General features: G+C 65.8%; 19 protein-coding genes and 1 tRNA gene. 7 read left to right on the forward strand and 13 right to left on the reverse strand.

What is annotated here, in order from left to right; all coding sequences use genetic code 11:
- Positions 1-31: 31 nt before the first annotated feature.
- Positions 32-1,159, reverse strand: a complete 1,128-nt coding sequence (locus U5914_RS01755; protein WP_336133713.1) for an acyl-CoA dehydrogenase family protein — start codon at positions 1,157-1,159, stop codon at positions 32-34.
- 103 nt (positions 1,160-1,262) lie between these two features.
- The gene (locus U5914_RS01760) at positions 1,263-1,766 is read right to left on the reverse strand and encodes a multiprotein-bridging factor 1 family protein (protein ID WP_336133715.1); all 504 of its coding nucleotides are present in this window, start codon (positions 1,764-1,766) and stop codon (positions 1,263-1,265) included.
- A 171-nt stretch (positions 1,767-1,937) separates the two neighbouring features.
- Between U5914_RS01760 and U5914_RS01765 the strand changes: the two genes are divergently transcribed.
- Positions 1,938-2,022, forward strand: a tRNA-Leu gene (locus U5914_RS01765).
- A 276-nt stretch (positions 2,023-2,298) separates the two neighbouring features.
- Here U5914_RS01765 and U5914_RS01770 read toward each other — a convergent pair.
- The gene (locus tag U5914_RS01770) at positions 2,299-2,433 is read right to left on the reverse strand and encodes a rubrerythrin-like domain-containing protein (RefSeq protein ID WP_336133716.1); all 135 of its coding nucleotides are present in this window, start codon (positions 2,431-2,433) and stop codon (positions 2,299-2,301) included.
- A gap of 96 nt (positions 2,434-2,529) precedes the next feature.
- Here U5914_RS01770 and U5914_RS01775 point away from each other — a divergent pair, with 96 nt between their 5' ends.
- Both U5914_RS01775 and U5914_RS01780 read left to right on the forward strand, forming a co-directional pair.
- Positions 2,530-3,093 carry a DUF420 domain-containing protein gene (locus U5914_RS01775; RefSeq protein ID WP_336133718.1) on the forward strand — a complete coding sequence of 188 codons (564 nt, stop codon included), beginning with the start codon at positions 2,530-2,532 and terminating at the stop codon, positions 3,091-3,093.
- An 84-nt stretch (positions 3,094-3,177) separates the two neighbouring features.
- A complete protein-coding gene (locus tag U5914_RS01780; protein WP_336133719.1) occupies positions 3,178-3,891 on the forward strand; it encodes a sterol carrier protein in 714 nt (237 codons plus the stop codon).
- A gap of 7 nt (positions 3,892-3,898) precedes the next feature.
- On the opposite strand, the gene purF is transcribed toward U5914_RS01780, so the two are convergent.
- The 4 genes from purF to U5914_RS01800 form a co-directional block, all read right to left on the reverse strand.
- Entirely contained in the window at positions 3,899-5,371 is a 1,473-nt protein-coding gene (gene purF / locus U5914_RS01785; protein ID WP_336133720.1) for an amidophosphoribosyltransferase, read from the reverse strand.
- A 201-nt stretch (positions 5,372-5,572) separates the two neighbouring features.
- Positions 5,573-5,746 carry a 50S ribosomal protein L37e gene (locus U5914_RS01790; RefSeq protein ID WP_336133721.1) on the reverse strand — a complete coding sequence of 58 codons (174 nt, stop codon included), beginning with the start codon at positions 5,744-5,746 and terminating at the stop codon, positions 5,573-5,575.
- On the reverse strand, positions 5,743-5,928 hold the full coding sequence (locus U5914_RS01795) for an LSM domain-containing protein (protein ID WP_336133723.1): 186 nt from the start codon (positions 5,926-5,928) through the stop codon (positions 5,743-5,745). The genes U5914_RS01790 and U5914_RS01795 overlap by 4 nt, the downstream gene beginning before the upstream one ends.
- Positions 5,929-5,986: 58 nt before the next feature.
- A complete protein-coding gene (locus U5914_RS01800) occupies positions 5,987-7,051 on the reverse strand; it encodes a M20/M25/M40 family metallo-hydrolase (protein ID WP_336133724.1) in 1,065 nt (354 codons plus the stop codon).
- A 144-nt stretch (positions 7,052-7,195) separates the two neighbouring features.
- Here U5914_RS01800 and U5914_RS01805 point away from each other — a divergent pair, with 144 nt between their 5' ends.
- Positions 7,196-7,450, forward strand: a complete 255-nt coding sequence (locus U5914_RS01805; RefSeq protein ID WP_336133726.1) for a hypothetical protein — start codon at positions 7,196-7,198, stop codon at positions 7,448-7,450.
- On the opposite strand, the gene U5914_RS01810 is transcribed toward U5914_RS01805, so the two are convergent.
- Together U5914_RS01810 and U5914_RS01815 are read right to left on the reverse strand one after the other, a co-directional pair.
- Positions 7,451-8,293: a beta-keto acid cleavage family enzyme gene (locus U5914_RS01810; protein ID WP_336133727.1), complete on the reverse strand. Its 843-nt coding sequence runs from the start codon at positions 8,291-8,293 to the stop codon at positions 7,451-7,453.
- Positions 8,290-8,484, reverse strand: coding sequence for a hypothetical protein (locus tag U5914_RS01815; RefSeq protein ID WP_336133728.1), 195 nt, complete (start codon positions 8,482-8,484; stop codon positions 8,290-8,292). The genes U5914_RS01810 and U5914_RS01815 overlap by 4 nt, the downstream gene beginning before the upstream one ends.
- Before the next feature lie 91 nt (positions 8,485-8,575).
- Here U5914_RS01815 and U5914_RS01820 point away from each other — a divergent pair, with 91 nt between their 5' ends.
- A complete protein-coding gene (locus tag U5914_RS01820) occupies positions 8,576-9,520 on the forward strand; it encodes a zinc-dependent metalloprotease (RefSeq protein WP_336133730.1) in 945 nt (314 codons plus the stop codon).
- A gap of 52 nt (positions 9,521-9,572) precedes the next feature.
- Complete coding sequence (locus U5914_RS01825; protein WP_336133732.1) at positions 9,573-9,878, forward strand: DUF7577 domain-containing protein; 306 nt, start codon at positions 9,573-9,575, stop codon at positions 9,876-9,878.
- Here the strand turns inward: U5914_RS01825 and U5914_RS01830 are convergent.
- Genes U5914_RS01830 through U5914_RS01845 form a run of 4 tightly spaced genes read right to left on the reverse strand, consistent with a single transcriptional unit; the run spans position 9,875 to position 12,193 of the window.
- Positions 9,875-10,246, reverse strand: coding sequence for a Zn-ribbon domain-containing OB-fold protein (locus U5914_RS01830; protein ID WP_336133733.1), 372 nt, complete (start codon positions 10,244-10,246; stop codon positions 9,875-9,877). The genes U5914_RS01825 and U5914_RS01830 overlap by 4 nt on opposite strands.
- Entirely contained in the window at positions 10,243-11,409 is a 1,167-nt protein-coding gene (locus U5914_RS01835) for a thiolase C-terminal domain-containing protein (protein ID WP_336133735.1), read from the reverse strand. Before U5914_RS01835 ends, U5914_RS01830 begins: the two co-directional genes overlap by 4 nt.
- A gap of 47 nt (positions 11,410-11,456) precedes the next feature.
- The gene (locus U5914_RS01840) at positions 11,457-11,693 is read right to left on the reverse strand and encodes a hypothetical protein (RefSeq protein ID WP_336133737.1); all 237 of its coding nucleotides are present in this window, start codon (positions 11,691-11,693) and stop codon (positions 11,457-11,459) included.
- On the reverse strand, positions 11,690-12,193 hold the full coding sequence (locus tag U5914_RS01845; protein WP_336133740.1) for a nuclear transport factor 2 family protein: 504 nt from the start codon (positions 12,191-12,193) through the stop codon (positions 11,690-11,692). Before U5914_RS01845 ends, U5914_RS01840 begins: the two co-directional genes overlap by 4 nt.
- A gap of 284 nt (positions 12,194-12,477) precedes the next feature.
- Here U5914_RS01845 and U5914_RS01850 point away from each other — a divergent pair, with 284 nt between their 5' ends.
- Positions 12,478-12,603 (forward strand): hypothetical protein, encoded by a 126-nt coding sequence (locus U5914_RS01850; RefSeq protein ID WP_281362667.1) that lies wholly within the window; start codon positions 12,478-12,480, stop codon positions 12,601-12,603.
- Positions 12,604-12,623: the final 20 nt, after the last annotated feature.

The raw sequence follows: 12,623 nt of genomic DNA on the forward strand, positions 1-12,623 counted from the left end.
TATTGGCTCGCCAGCGGTTCCGATGGCCCGCCTACTCCAGCAACTCGCGGGCGATGACCTTCTTCTGAATCTGTGTCGTCCCCTCGTAGATGGTCGTTATCTTGGCGTCCCGGTAGAGCCGCTCGACCGGGAAATCAGTCGTGTAGCCGTAGCCGCCGTGAATCTGGACGGCCTCGTTGGTCACGTCCATCGCCGCCTCGCTGGCGAAGTACTTGGCCGTGCTGGCCGCCAGCGACGGCGGTTCGTCGCCGTCGAGGCCGCGGGCCGCCTCGTAGGTCAGCAGTCGGCCGGCCTGCGTTTTCGCGTACATTTCCGATATCTTGTGCCGGATGGACTGGATATCGGCGATGGGCTTGTCGAACTGCTCGCGGTCCTGAGCGTACTCCATCGCCGCATCCAGCGCCGACTGGGCGAGGCCGACCGACTGGGCGGCGATGCCGACCCGTCCGCCGGTCAGAATAGAGAGAGCGGCCGAGAGGCCGCGACCCTCGTCGGTTAGCTGGTTTTCCTTCGGGATGCGCACGTCATCGAAGGTCAGCGTCGTCGTGTCGCTGGCCCGGAGGCCGAGTTTCTCCTCCTTCTTGCCGACTTCGAGGCCGTCGACGTCCTTCGGAACGACGAACTGCGTGACGGTTCGGGGGTCGTCGGCGTCGGTCTTGGCGAACAGGATGACGACGCCGGAGCGCTCGCCGTTGGTTATCCACTGTTTCGTGCCGTTGATGACGAACTCGTCGCCGTCGGGGCGGGCCTCGGTGGACATCTCGGCGGGGTTCGACCCCGCGTCGGGTTCCGACAGGGCGAAGGCGCCGACGGGTCGGCCCTCGACCATCTCGGGGAGCCAGCGTTCCTTGTGTTCGTCGTCGCCGAACTCCGCGATACAGGAGGTTGCCAGACAGTGAACCGACAGCGCGGTCGCGACCGCCAACTGGCCGTAGGCGACCTGTTCGTTGACGAGTGCGTAGGTCAGGCCGTCGACGTCGAGGCCGCCGTACTCCTCGGGGACGGTCATCGCCGTCAGTTCGAGGTCGGCGAGGCCGTCCCAGACGTCCTCGGGGAACGTTTCGTTCTCGTCGGCCTCGCGGGCGGTCGGTCGAATCTCTTCGAGGGCGAACTCCCGAACCGTCTCGCGGATGGCCTGCTGCTCGGGGGAGAGGTCCATACCGTCGCATACGGCGGGGGCCGCAAAAACATAGGGTGATGTGCGCTCGCGTGTCGCTCGCGTGCAGTCCGAAACGAGCGTCGAGACGCGACCCCGGCCGTCGTTACTCCTCGGCCAGTTCGATGCCGAGTTCGTCTTCGAGCGCCTCGATGAGCGACCCGCCGACGCCGGCGCGGGCGGCCCGGCCCTGTTCGACGGCGACGATGTCCTCCTCGTCGACGCCGAGTTCCTCGGCCAGTTCGTCGGTCTGGAGGCCCGCGTCCTGTCGGGCCTGCTCGGCGCGGTCGCCGTAGCCGCGGACGAGGTAGGGAAGCGGGTCGTCCTCGTATTCGGTTTCCTCCTGCCAGTCGGAGTTGACCTTCTGGGCGTCGTCGAGTTTGGCCATGTTCTGTGCGGCCTTCTTGCGGCGGTTCGTCTCCTCGCGGCCGTCACCGCCGGATTCCGACCCGCCCGAACCGCCGTCGTCGCCGTGGCGGGCACACTCCGAGCAGACCTGCAGTTCCGCGCCGGCGACCGTCGCGGTCTCCAGCGAACGGTCCTCGGCACCGCAGAGTTCGCAGGCCCCGCTGGAGTCGCCCCCGACACCGCCGGTCGAGTATTTTGCCATACACGTAACGAGTGGAGGTATCTACTTGAACTGTGCGGAAGCGCAGGCCTTGCGGCCCGTGTGGTGCCGACGAGTCGTCGCGCCCCATGCGAATCGCTCCCCTCCGGCGGCACAAAGGAAAGCCCTTTTATCATCCGACGGGTTACGGTTGAGTGCAGACAGACACACCGTGCGTGGGTAGCCAAGCTAGGCCAACGGCGCAGCGTTGAGGGCGCTGTCCTGTAGAGGTCCGCCGGTTCAAATCCGGTCCCACGCACTGTCAACACAGTGCGGGTGCTCGAAGACAGCACCCACGCAAACTTCTCACAAAACAAATCGACCAGCGAAGGCTCCGGATTTGAACCCTGCAAGACGCAGCGCGAACGAAGTGAGCGACCGTCTTGCTCCGGTTCAAAATCCGGTCCCACGCACTGCGGGCGACTCACAGTCGCCGAATGTCAGTGCGGGTGCTCGAAGACAGCACCCACGCAAACTTCTCACGGACACAACACACACAGCGGCCGCTACCGCCGGGCCCTGCCGAAAACGTGGATTACAGGTTTCGGCTCACGCTGATGTTCTTGAGGTAGCCGCCACAGGAACAGAGTCGGCCCTCCGGGTCCGACTGGCGGTCGCCACAGTCGATACACTCGTATATCGGTTCGCCGTCCGGTTGCATCCCGGGCATCCCGCATGTAGATACGCGTTCGGTATTGGTAAATGTTACCACTACACATAACCAGAATCACCAAGACATATTCGGCATCCGTCCATATCGGAGGGCATGGACACGCGAACGTGGGCGCGCGAGAACGTACCGATCCTGACGGCGGTGTTGTCAGTCGTCTCCCTGGCTGTGGTCTTCGGGGCGGCCCTGCAGGCGATTCCGACCGAGCCGTTGCCGGCACCGGAGGCCCTGCTGTCGGCCATCCCGCACGTCAACGCGGTCATCAGCCTCGTGGCGCTCGGAACGATTACGACCGGCGTACGGGCCATCCGCAACGGCGAGGTCTCGAAACACCGCAAGCTCATGGTGGCGAGTTTCGGCCTGTTCGCCCTGTTTCTCGCGCTGTACCTCTACCGGGTGGCCATCATCGGGCCGACCGAGTTTCCCGGCCCCGCAGCCGTTCGGACCTACGTCTATCTCCCCTTCCTCTTCGTCCACATCGCCCTCGCCATCGTCTGTGTCCCGTTCGTCTTCTATGCCCTCCTGTTGGCCGGTACCCGACCCGTCGAGGCCATCTACGAGACGAACCACAGAACTGCGGGACGTATCGCCGCCGGACTCTGGATAATCTCATTCGTGATGGGCGTCGCGGTCTACGCGATACTCTATCAGGTCTACTGACGAGCCACCCGCCCTTCGCCGACGACTCCACGACGGCCGAGGGGTTTATACGTTCGACGGTCGAGTCTCACGGTACCATTCCACATGGCTCTGTACCCCTCGGAACGGTGGCTGGACGAATACGCGCGACGGCTCGACGAGAGTCGTGCCCTCGACGACGTCGCCGCCGGCTGGGGTGATGGCTTCGACGGGGACATCCGGCTGGTCATCACCGACCTCCCGCTCGCGGAGACGGCGGTCGCCGACCTCCCGGACAGCGTCCTCGACGGTGTTCCCGAGGCCGTCCGAAGCCAACTGGCGACGCTCTCGCTTGCCGAACTCACGTCGGTCGTCGACGAGAACGTTCGGGCGGGCCTTCCCGAGGGGGCCCGACGGCTGCTGACCCAACTCGACGAGAACGTCGTCGACGGCACGCTATATGCCCATCTCAGTCTCGAAGACGGCGCCTGTACGGACGCGAAGGTCCTCGGCGCACCCGACGAGCGGGAGGCGGGCTTCAGCATCACCGGAAGCTACGAGACGTGGCGGAGCATCGTCGACGGGCGGCCGGCGCTTTCGGCCATGCTAGAGGGCGACCTCGCTGTCGACGGCAGCAGAACCCGACAGCTCCAGTATTTCGCCATATTCCAGTTGCTCGGCGACGTCGCCGCCAACGTCGAGACGACCCACGTCTTCCCGGAGGGGCCCTCGAACCCCGGAGAGGTCGTTCTCGACAACGCGGTTCGTCCGACGGTCCTCCTCCAACGGTTCGCCCACCGGCAGGCCTCGTGGGCAGGCCGGACGCTCAACCTATTGTAGCCGCCTGTTAGTCGTCGGCGATGCCGGCTTCGGCACCGTCTATTTCCGGCCGCGCGACGTCCCGGTCCGTGGTTTCGCCCTCGATGTCGTAGGGGTACTCGCCGGTCACACAGCCGAGACAGAGGTCGGCCTTCGACTCGCCGAGCGCCTCGGCGACGGCGTCGATGGAAAGATACGAAAGGGAGTCGGCGGCGATCTCCTCGCGGATGTCCTCGGTGTCCTGTCCGGCAGCGATGAGTTCCTCGCGAGAGGCCATGTCGATGCCCATGTAGCAGGGCGCGACGATGGGCGGCGCGCCGATGCGCATGTGGACCTCCTCGGCGCCGACGTCCTTCAGCAACTGGACGAGTTGGGTCGAGGTGGTCCCGCGGACGATGGAGTCGTCGATGACGGTGACGGTCTTGCCCTCGACTACGTCCCGGATCGGGTTGAGTTTCAGACGGACGGCCCGCTCGCGGGCGTCCTGTGTCGGCATGATGAACGTCCGGCCGACGTAGCGGTTCTTCATCAGGCCTTCGGCGAACTCGACGCCGGCGCCCTCGTCCTGTGCGGCCTCGGCGTAGCCGGAGGCGAAGGCGCGGCCGGAGTCCGGCACCGGCAGGACGACGTCGCTGTCGACGCCGGATTCGTCCCAGAGCTTGCGGCCGAGTTCACGGCGGACGTCGTAGACGAGGTTGTCGTCGATGCGGGAGTCGGGCCGAGCGAAGTAGACGTGTTCGAAAAAGCAGTGTGCGGTGTTGTCCTGTTCGACCAGTTGATAGGAGTCGAAACCGCTCCCGTCGGGCTGGAGGACGACGAGTTCGCCCGGTTTCACGTCTCGAACGAACTCCCCGTCGAGGACGTCGATGGCGGCGGATTCGGAGGCGAGCATGTAGCCGCCGTCGACCTCGCCGATACAGAGCGGTCGGTTGCCTTCGGGGTCCCGTACCCCGAGGACGGTGTCGTCGTGCATGATGGTCAGCGAGTAGGAGCCGTGAATCCGGCCCATCGTGCGCTTGACCGCGCGGATGAGGTCCTCCTCCAGCAGGTTCCGCGCGAGGTCGTGGGCGATGACCTCGGTGTCGCCGTCGCTGGTGAAGGCGTGGCCCTTCGCGGCCAGTTCCTGTCGGACTTCCTCGGCGTTGACGAGGTTGCCGTTGTGACTGAGGCCGAGCGAGCCGGATTTGAAGGAGACCGAGAAGGGTTGGGCACACGACGAATCGACGCTGCCGGCGGTCGGATATCGGACGTGGCCGATACCCGTCTCGCCGTTCAGGGATTCGAGGTCGCCCTCGTCGAAGGCGTCCCCGACCAGCCCCATCTCGACGTGGCTGTGCTGTTGGAACCCGTCGTGGGTGACGATACCCGCCGATTCCTGTCCTCGATGCTGGAGCGCATACAGCGCGTAGTACAGCGGTCGTGCCGCCTCGCGGTCATCGAGCGAGACGCCGACCACGCCGCATTTCTCCGTCGGCCCCTCCGAGTGCCGCCCGTCTGGCATGGATAGAGGTGGTGCGTCCAAGGGTAAAAACATGCCCCATCGTGCGTGGTTTGGTGGTAATCACGGACGTGTGTATACACGTCCCTGTATAATCGTGCCGAAAACCGACAGCCACCGCATCACCGGCGCTTGGGCGGACGTTCAGCGTGTCGAGACGGCGCCGCGGCTATGGACGGTGGAGAACGCGGAAGAAAATCGGCGTTATTCGCCCTGCTTCGACTGCCACGCGTAGTCGCGACGCTTGGCGGACTTGCCGAACCCACAGGAGGCACAGACCTTCTTCTTGCTGTGGTAGGACTTCTCGCCGCAGCGTCGGCATTTCACGTGCGTCGTCTTGTTCTTCTTACCCTGACTTGGGGTCCCGGCTCCGGTCATGGTTCTATCGAGACGACGTTATCGCCGCGGATAATGGTTACGTTGTCGCCTGCTCCGAGGACGAGGTTCATGTGCTGGTCGTAGCCGGCGAGTTCGCCGTCGAAGACCTCGCCACCCTTCAGCGTGACGCTAACCTCGGAACCGAGCGTTTCTTCGAGTACGTCGAGCGGACGGTCAGTCATATGCTGTGGCGCTCACGCCGAGGGTATAAACGCACCGGCATGCGGCGGCCGAGCGGGCCTACACGTCGACCGAGAAGGGCGAGAACTCGTCGGCGCGGACGGCGACCGCCGCCAGCAGGTCCGCCGCCTCGTCGAGGTCGCCGAGGTCGATGACCTCCGCGGGCGTATGCATATAGCGGTTCGGCAGGCCGACGTTCAGGGAGGGAATGCCGCCCTTCGAGGTGTAGAAGGCATCGGCGTCGGTGCCGGTGAACGAACCGGAGGCCTGCAGTTGGATATCGATATCGTCGTCACCAGCCGCCGTGCGGGCCGCGGCGACCAGTTTCGGGTGGTTGGCGCTGCCGCGGGCGACGACCGGCCCCCCGCCGAGTTCGATGCCGCTGCCCTTGGTGGCTGGCGAGTCGGGCTGGTCGGTCGCGTGAGTCACGTCCGTCGCGACGACCGCGTCGGGCGCGAGGTCGAAGCCGACCATCCGGGCGCCCCTGAGACCGATCTCCTCTTGGACCGTCGAGACGGCGTAGACCGTCGCGTCCGGTTCGGCCTCGACGGCCCGACGGAACGCCTCGGCCGCGGTCCACGTCCCGACGCGGTTGTCCATCCCGCGGGCGGCGACCCGGCCGTCCGCGAGGTCCGTAATCTCGGTATCGAAGGTAATCGGGTCGCCGATGTCGACGAGTTCCTGGGCCGCTTCCTCGTCCTCGACGCCGATGTCGACGTACTGTTCGTTGATCTCGTCGTACTCGTTGTCCTCGGCCTCTCGGAGGTGGATAGCGACCTGTCCGACGACGCCCTCGATGGGGCCGTCGTCGGTGTGAATCGTGACGTACTGGCCGCGGGTGACGGTCTTGTCCGACCCGCCGATGCGGGCGAGTTTCAGGAAGCCGTCGTCGGTGATGTCCCGGACCATCAGGCCGATCTCGTCGCCGTGGCCGGCGAGCGCGATAGACGGCGCGTCGGGGTCGCCCTCGTAGACGGCGACGGCGTTGCCGTAGTCGTCGACGTGCGTCTCGTCGGCGAACTCCGCGACGTAATCCAGCCAGACGCGCTGGCCCGGCGTCTCGAAGCCCGACGGAGTGGCCGTCGACAGGAGGTCGTCGAGAAACGCCCGATGTGTATCGTTCATATCGACGCCTTGAACGGCTAATATAAGAACGTCCCGGGATAGAACCGCCCGGAAAGACGCGTACGCGACGGTTGTGGCAGTCCTACCGCATCCGTGCAGTTTCCGCGACACACCTTATAAGTAAGCGGGCGACGAACGATACGCATGGTCGAATTCACCTTCCTCGAGATTCACCTCGACGACTCGTCGCTGACGGCCAACGCCCCGTACAGTCACGGCGAGAAGGACGTCGTCGCCGGCGACGAACCGCCGGACGAGGACGGCGGGTCGAAGAAAGGCGGCGCGCTGGCCGCCATCATCGGCCTCGTCTTCCTCGCCGTCGTCGCCTACCTCGCCAAGAAGAAGTTCCTCGATGGGGACGAGGTCGAGGAGTTCGTCGACGACGAACTCGATGTCTGATTACAACCCGAGTATCTCCCGTGCCTCGTCGGGCGAGGCGACGGGCCGTTCCAGCGTCCGCGCGAGCGTCGCCGCCCGCTCGACCAACTGCTCGTTCGTAGCCAACTCCCCCTGCCGGAAGTAGCGGTTGTCCTCCAGTCCGACCCGGACGTGGCCGCCGAAGACGATTCCCATCGCCGCGAACGGCAACTGATGGGGGCCGAACGCGAGCGTGTTGAACGTCGCGCCCTCCGGTAAGTGGTCGACGAGGTTCAGGAAGTTCCGCGGCGTCGGCATCGCCGTCGTCCCGCCCCCGAAGATGAGCGTCGTGTGGTAGGGCTCGTCCAGCAGGTCGGGCCGGCGCTCCAGCAGTCCGTGCACTTCGTTGAGGTGGCCGCCGTTGAACACCTCCATCTCCGGTTTGATACCCCGTTCGCGCATCTCCTCGCCGAGGGCTTCAACGAGCGCGCGAGTGTTCTCCGAGGTGAGGTGCTGATACCGATTGAGCGGCCCCATATCCAGCGACGCCATGTCGGGTGCGGGGTCCGTCCGGAGGGGTTCGTGCCGCAGGTCGTCGGGCGCGCCCGTCCCGCCCGTCGAGTGCTGGACGACGAGGTCCGTGCGCTCGCGGACGGCCTCAGTCAACTCCTGAAACCGCTCCCGCGAGAAATCCCGCTCGCCGTTCTCTTTGCGGGCGTGCAGGTGGACGACGCTGGCGCCGGCGTCCTCGCAGGCTTCGGCCGCCGCGGCGACTTCCTCGGGTGTCTCCGGCAGGTGCGGGCTGGCTTCCTTGCCGTGGACGCCGCCAGTCAGCGCCGCGGTGATGATGACCGGGTCGCCGCGCTGGTAGGCCTCGTAGCTCATGCGTCGTCGCCCTCCGCCGCCGCTTCGATATAAAACTCGCAGTCCTCGGCGTGATGGAGGTCGTAGCGGTCGTTGCAGATGTCGGCGCGCATCGGCTGGACGAACGAATCGACCGCGGTGCAGTAGGCGCGTTCGGTATCGAACGAACGTCCCTCAGCCTCGTCGCGGTACTCCAGATACGGGCAGGTCATGCCGACCCTACGGCCGGAGGTAATAAAATCGTTGGCTGGCGCCGGTGTAACCGGCCGGAAGGTCTTTGCCTTCCGGTAGGGTAGTCTATCTGTGAGTCTCTTTCGCGCCGCCCGCGCTGTCGCCGACACCGACGGCGAGGGACCAGTCGACTGGACCGCCGTCAGCACCGCCGCCCACGCGGCGACCGACGCCGGCGACCTGACGCTCTCGGAGGCCGAACGCGACGGCTACGCCGACGACGTGGCCGACGCCCGAGACGGCATCCGTGAGGCTGCCGCCATCGATTTCGACCTTCCCCATAGCGTCCAGATCCAGAACCGCCACCACTGGATCGACGCCAACATCGGCACCTTCGAGCGGTTACTCGACCCCCTCGAGGAGAAGGCCTCGCTGGCGCCGTCGCTGGCGCGAGCGGCCAACACCGGTTCGATGGCCGTCACGCTGGGCTTTCTCGCCAACAACGTCCTCGGCCAGTACGACCCGCTGCTGCTCGGGGAAGGCGACCACGAACTCTACTTCGTCCACCCGAACATCGAGAAGGTCGCCGAGAGCCTCGACGTCGACCGCGACCGCTTCCGCCGCTGGATCGCCTTCCACGAGGTCTCGCATGCCGCCGAGTTCGGCGCCGCCCCGTGGCTCGGCCCCCACCTCGAAGACAAGATGGAGGAAGCCGTCTCGGAACTCGCCGATGGCCACCTCGACCGCGACGCACTGCGGGAACTGACCGTGACGATGACCGCCGTCGAGGGCTACGCGGAACTCGTCATGGACCGGGCCTTCGACCGGGAATACGAGGACCTCCGGGAGAAACTCGACGCCCGCCGGCAGAACGCCGGACCGGTCTCGAGCATCATCCGGAAGCTACTGGGCTTCGACATGAAGCGCAAGCAGTACGAGCGCGGCAAGGACTTCTTCGACGCCGTCGCGGACGCACGCGGCGTCGCCGCCGCCGGCGTCGTCTGGGAGGACCCGGAGTACCTCCCGACCGACGAGGAACTCGACGACCCCGAACTGTGGCTCTCGCGGGTCGCCTGACGGCTCGTCCCCACGAACGTCTAAGTATCCGGGACACGTAGTAACATGTGTCATGGAACAGCTCGTCTGGCTCGTCGCGCTGGCGGCGCTGCTGTTCGGCCTCCATGCGGCGGTGGTCGTCTACCTCTACCGCAAGGCGACGGGGCCGACCGACCCGACGGACCTGCTCGCGTCCAGCGAGGGGGAGTACCCGCCCGCCGAGGAGACGACGGGCCCCGACGACGAGCGTATCGCCTGTCCGACCTGCGGGACGCCGAACGACCCGAGCTATCGGTTCTGTCGACGCTGTATCAGCGACCTGTCAGGGAATTCGGCGGCGAACGCCGGACCGAACGCGACCGACCGCCTCGGGAACTAGTTCCCCGCCGCGAAGGTCGGCGCGACGTAGCCCTCGTGGTCCTCGACGAACCCCGACAGCGTGACGGTATCGCCGATGTCGACGTCGCCGTCGGTCAGACGACCCATCACGCGGGCCTCACCTAACTGGACGACGACGACCTGATAGCCGCGCTCCTCGATGGGCGCCGGCGGAACGTGAATCGTCGTCTCGGTGTAGACGGTGCCCTCGGTGGGCAATTCGACCGTTTCGAGGTCGGTCGACCCGCAGTCGGGACAGGCCGCCTTCGGCGTGCCCTGGACCGTCCCGCAGTCGGGACATTCCTGACCGAGCAGGTCGCCGTCTTCGACCGCGTCGCTCCAGTCACCGTGGGTGAGTCGGTCGCTCATTCTCGGGCCTCCATGACGGTAACGACGGTGGTAGCAGCATCCCCGCCGAGGTTGTGTGCGACGCCGCGCTCGGCGCCGTCGAGTTGGCGCTCGCCCGCGGTCCCGCGGAGGTGTTCGGTCAACTCGACGATCTGGGCCGTCCCGGTCGCGCCGATGGGATGGCCCTTGGCCTTCAGGCCGCCCGAGGGATTGATAGGAATCTCGCCGTCGCGGGCGGTGCGGCCCTCGGCGGCCGCGGGCCCGCCTTCGCCCTCGCCGACGAGGCCGAGTGCCTCGCTGGCGAGGATTTCCGCGCCCGTAAAGCAGTCGTGAACCTCCGCGAAGTCCATCGCGTCCGCGGTCGTGTCGGCCTGCTCGTAGGCCTGTGCGGCCGCATCACGGGCGGCCTGCGTGACGTGGGGTTTCTCCTTGTCGCCGATGGGGACGACGTCCGTCGCGTGGCCGATACCGGAGACGTCGACGGGGGCGTCGAAGGAGTCGGCGTAGTCGTCGCTGACGACGACCACGGCGCTGGCGCCGTCGGAGAACGGACAGCAGTCCATCAGTCGGAAGGGATCGGCCACTTTCGGTGCGTCGAGGGCCTCCTCGACGGTCGTCTGTTTGCCGAAGTGGGCGTTCGGGTTGAGACTGCCGTTGCCGTGGTTCTTGACCGCGACGTTGGCGAGGTGTTCCTCGGTCGTCCCGTGTTCGTGCATGTGCCGCTTCGTGAAGAGCGCGAAGACGCCCGGGAACGTGAGGCCGGTCGGCTGTTCGTACTGGCGGTGAGACGCCGAGGCGAAGATGCGGGTCATCTCCGGCGTGTCCTTGCCCGTCTCGGGGGTACAGCGCTCGACGCCGCCGACGAGGACGACATCGTGGACGCCGGCCTCGACGGCCTCGACGGCGTTCTTGAAGGCGTTCGAGGAGGTCGCACACGCGTCCTCGAAGCGCTGGACCGGAACCCCCGCCATCCCGACGTGGGAGGCGAGTTTCGGCCCGAGGTGGGTGTCGTTCTCGGTCTGTCCGCCCATCGCGTTGCCGAAGTAGAACGCGTCGACTTCGTCCGGGGTGATTCCGGCGTCGTCGAACGTATCGAGGGCGGCCTGCCCGAACAGTTCCTGTAGCGGTGTGTCGTGGACGCCGAACTTCGTCATGCCGGCGCCGACGACCGCGGCTCGTGCCATACAGGAACATGGGAAACACCGGTAATAATCCGCACGGTCCGAGGAGCCTATTTCCGGTACTCGTAGTCGGTCGCCGGCGCCAGCGCCTCGGGGTCCGGAAAGAGATACCACACGAGGGCGATGCCCAACAGCAGTCCACCGACGATGGCCCCGACGACGATTTCGAGCGAGGCATCGCCCTGTGAGGTGATGAGGCCCGCCGACACCCCGACCAGCAGGACGAAAACGAGCTTCACCCACCGCATCGTCTTGGCCCGCTCCTCGCGGGAGATGGGGCCGGTCATCGCGTGGCTCCCTCCGTCGCTCGCGGCTCGCTGGCGTCGCCGTCTTCTCGCGGGCTTTGCCCGCTCGAACGGTCCGCGGAACGCCGTTCCGCGCTACTCGCACCTCCCGAGGCGCGTAGCGCCTCGCACGAGACGTGCATCCCGACGAACCGCCAGTCGGTTCCCAGCCGGTCGTCTTCGCGTCGCTCCAGCGTCCCGCTCCAGCGGGTGTCGAACTCGTAGCGGATGCCCCGTTCGAGGCTGTTCCACGCCATGAACACGTCGTCTGAAAAGTACGCGTGGTCGTCCCGTTCCGCGACGACGAGTCGGTCGCTGTCGACGGCCCAGCCCTCGGTCGTCTCCGTCTGTGCGCGGAGGCCGGCCTCGACCTCCTCGTAGCCGGTCAGGCGCTCGCCGATGCCGAACTTGACGGTCGATTCCTCGCGGGCGAAGAAGGGATACAGCGGCTCGCCGTCACGGAGCGCGTCGTAGTACGCGCGCACGGTCGCCTCGGCGTCCATAGTCACGGTTGCATCGCGGCGAACTTACCGCTGCCGATGGCCGCTGAACCCCGACGAGTCTCGGGCCGATTCCCACGCATGTCGTTCGTGCATGTATAGCCATTTATACATCCACGAACCACCATATAAATGAGAATATACGGAATAATCCGCACTCACAGAGACACGTGTTCGAATATGAATACGACCTTAAACAGGTAGATGTGTTTTAACATTATCGTTCATTAACTTTATAATCGTCCGTCGTCGTTCATGGAGTACAGCGCGAAAGCGCCCGACAACAAATGACCCGCTATACGGACGAAACCAACACCGGCGCTCCGATGGTTCCGATCAAGACTGACGACTCTCTCCCCTCGTCGCTTAGCGAGGAAACCCTCGAAGAGACCGTATTCAGCCACCGCCTCTAAGGGCATCATAGAGGTATTCT

It is taken from the genome of Natronomonas amylolytica (assembly GCF_037031205.1).
GTDB lineage: Archaea > Halobacteriota > Halobacteria > Halobacteriales > Haloarculaceae > Natronomonas > Natronomonas amylolytica.

Excerpts from the sequence above, each read along its gene's own strand:
- U5914_RS01755 (WP_336133713.1), bottom strand. The coding sequence starts at position 1,159 with ATGGACCTCTCCCCCGAGCAGCAGGCCATCCGCGAGACGGTTCGGGAG.
- U5914_RS01760 (WP_336133715.1), bottom strand. The coding sequence starts at position 1,766 with ATGGCAAAATACTCGACCGGCGGTGTCGGGGGCGACTCCAGCGGGGCC.
- U5914_RS01770 (WP_336133716.1), bottom strand. The coding sequence starts at position 2,433 with ATGCCCGGGATGCAACCGGACGGCGAACCGATATACGAGTGTATCGAC.
- U5914_RS01775 (WP_336133718.1), top strand. The coding sequence starts at position 2,530 with ATGGACACGCGAACGTGGGCGCGCGAGAACGTACCGATCCTGACGGCG.
- U5914_RS01780 (WP_336133719.1), top strand. The coding sequence starts at position 3,178 with ATGGCTCTGTACCCCTCGGAACGGTGGCTGGACGAATACGCGCGACGG.
- purF (WP_336133720.1), bottom strand. The coding sequence starts at position 5,371 with ATGCCAGACGGGCGGCACTCGGAGGGGCCGACGGAGAAATGCGGCGTG.
- U5914_RS01790 (WP_336133721.1), bottom strand. The coding sequence starts at position 5,746 with ATGACCGGAGCCGGGACCCCAAGTCAGGGTAAGAAGAACAAGACGACG.
- U5914_RS01795 (WP_336133723.1), bottom strand. The coding sequence starts at position 5,928 with ATGACTGACCGTCCGCTCGACGTACTCGAAGAAACGCTCGGTTCCGAG.
- U5914_RS01800 (WP_336133724.1), bottom strand. The coding sequence starts at position 7,051 with ATGAACGATACACATCGGGCGTTTCTCGACGACCTCCTGTCGACGGCC.
- U5914_RS01805 (WP_336133726.1), top strand. The coding sequence starts at position 7,196 with ATGGTCGAATTCACCTTCCTCGAGATTCACCTCGACGACTCGTCGCTG.
- U5914_RS01810 (WP_336133727.1), bottom strand. The coding sequence starts at position 8,293 with ATGAGCTACGAGGCCTACCAGCGCGGCGACCCGGTCATCATCACCGCG.
- U5914_RS01815 (WP_336133728.1), bottom strand. The coding sequence starts at position 8,484 with ATGACCTGCCCGTATCTGGAGTACCGCGACGAGGCTGAGGGACGTTCG.
- U5914_RS01825 (WP_336133732.1), top strand. The coding sequence starts at position 9,573 with ATGGAACAGCTCGTCTGGCTCGTCGCGCTGGCGGCGCTGCTGTTCGGC.
- U5914_RS01830 (WP_336133733.1), bottom strand. The coding sequence starts at position 10,246 with ATGAGCGACCGACTCACCCACGGTGACTGGAGCGACGCGGTCGAAGAC.
- U5914_RS01835 (WP_336133735.1), bottom strand. The coding sequence starts at position 11,409 with ATGGCACGAGCCGCGGTCGTCGGCGCCGGCATGACGAAGTTCGGCGTC.
- U5914_RS01840 (WP_336133737.1), bottom strand. The coding sequence starts at position 11,693 with ATGACCGGCCCCATCTCCCGCGAGGAGCGGGCCAAGACGATGCGGTGG.
- U5914_RS01845 (WP_336133740.1), bottom strand. The coding sequence starts at position 12,193 with ATGGACGCCGAGGCGACCGTGCGCGCGTACTACGACGCGCTCCGTGAC.
- U5914_RS01850 (WP_281362667.1), top strand. The coding sequence starts at position 12,478 with ATGACCCGCTATACGGACGAAACCAACACCGGCGCTCCGATGGTTCCG.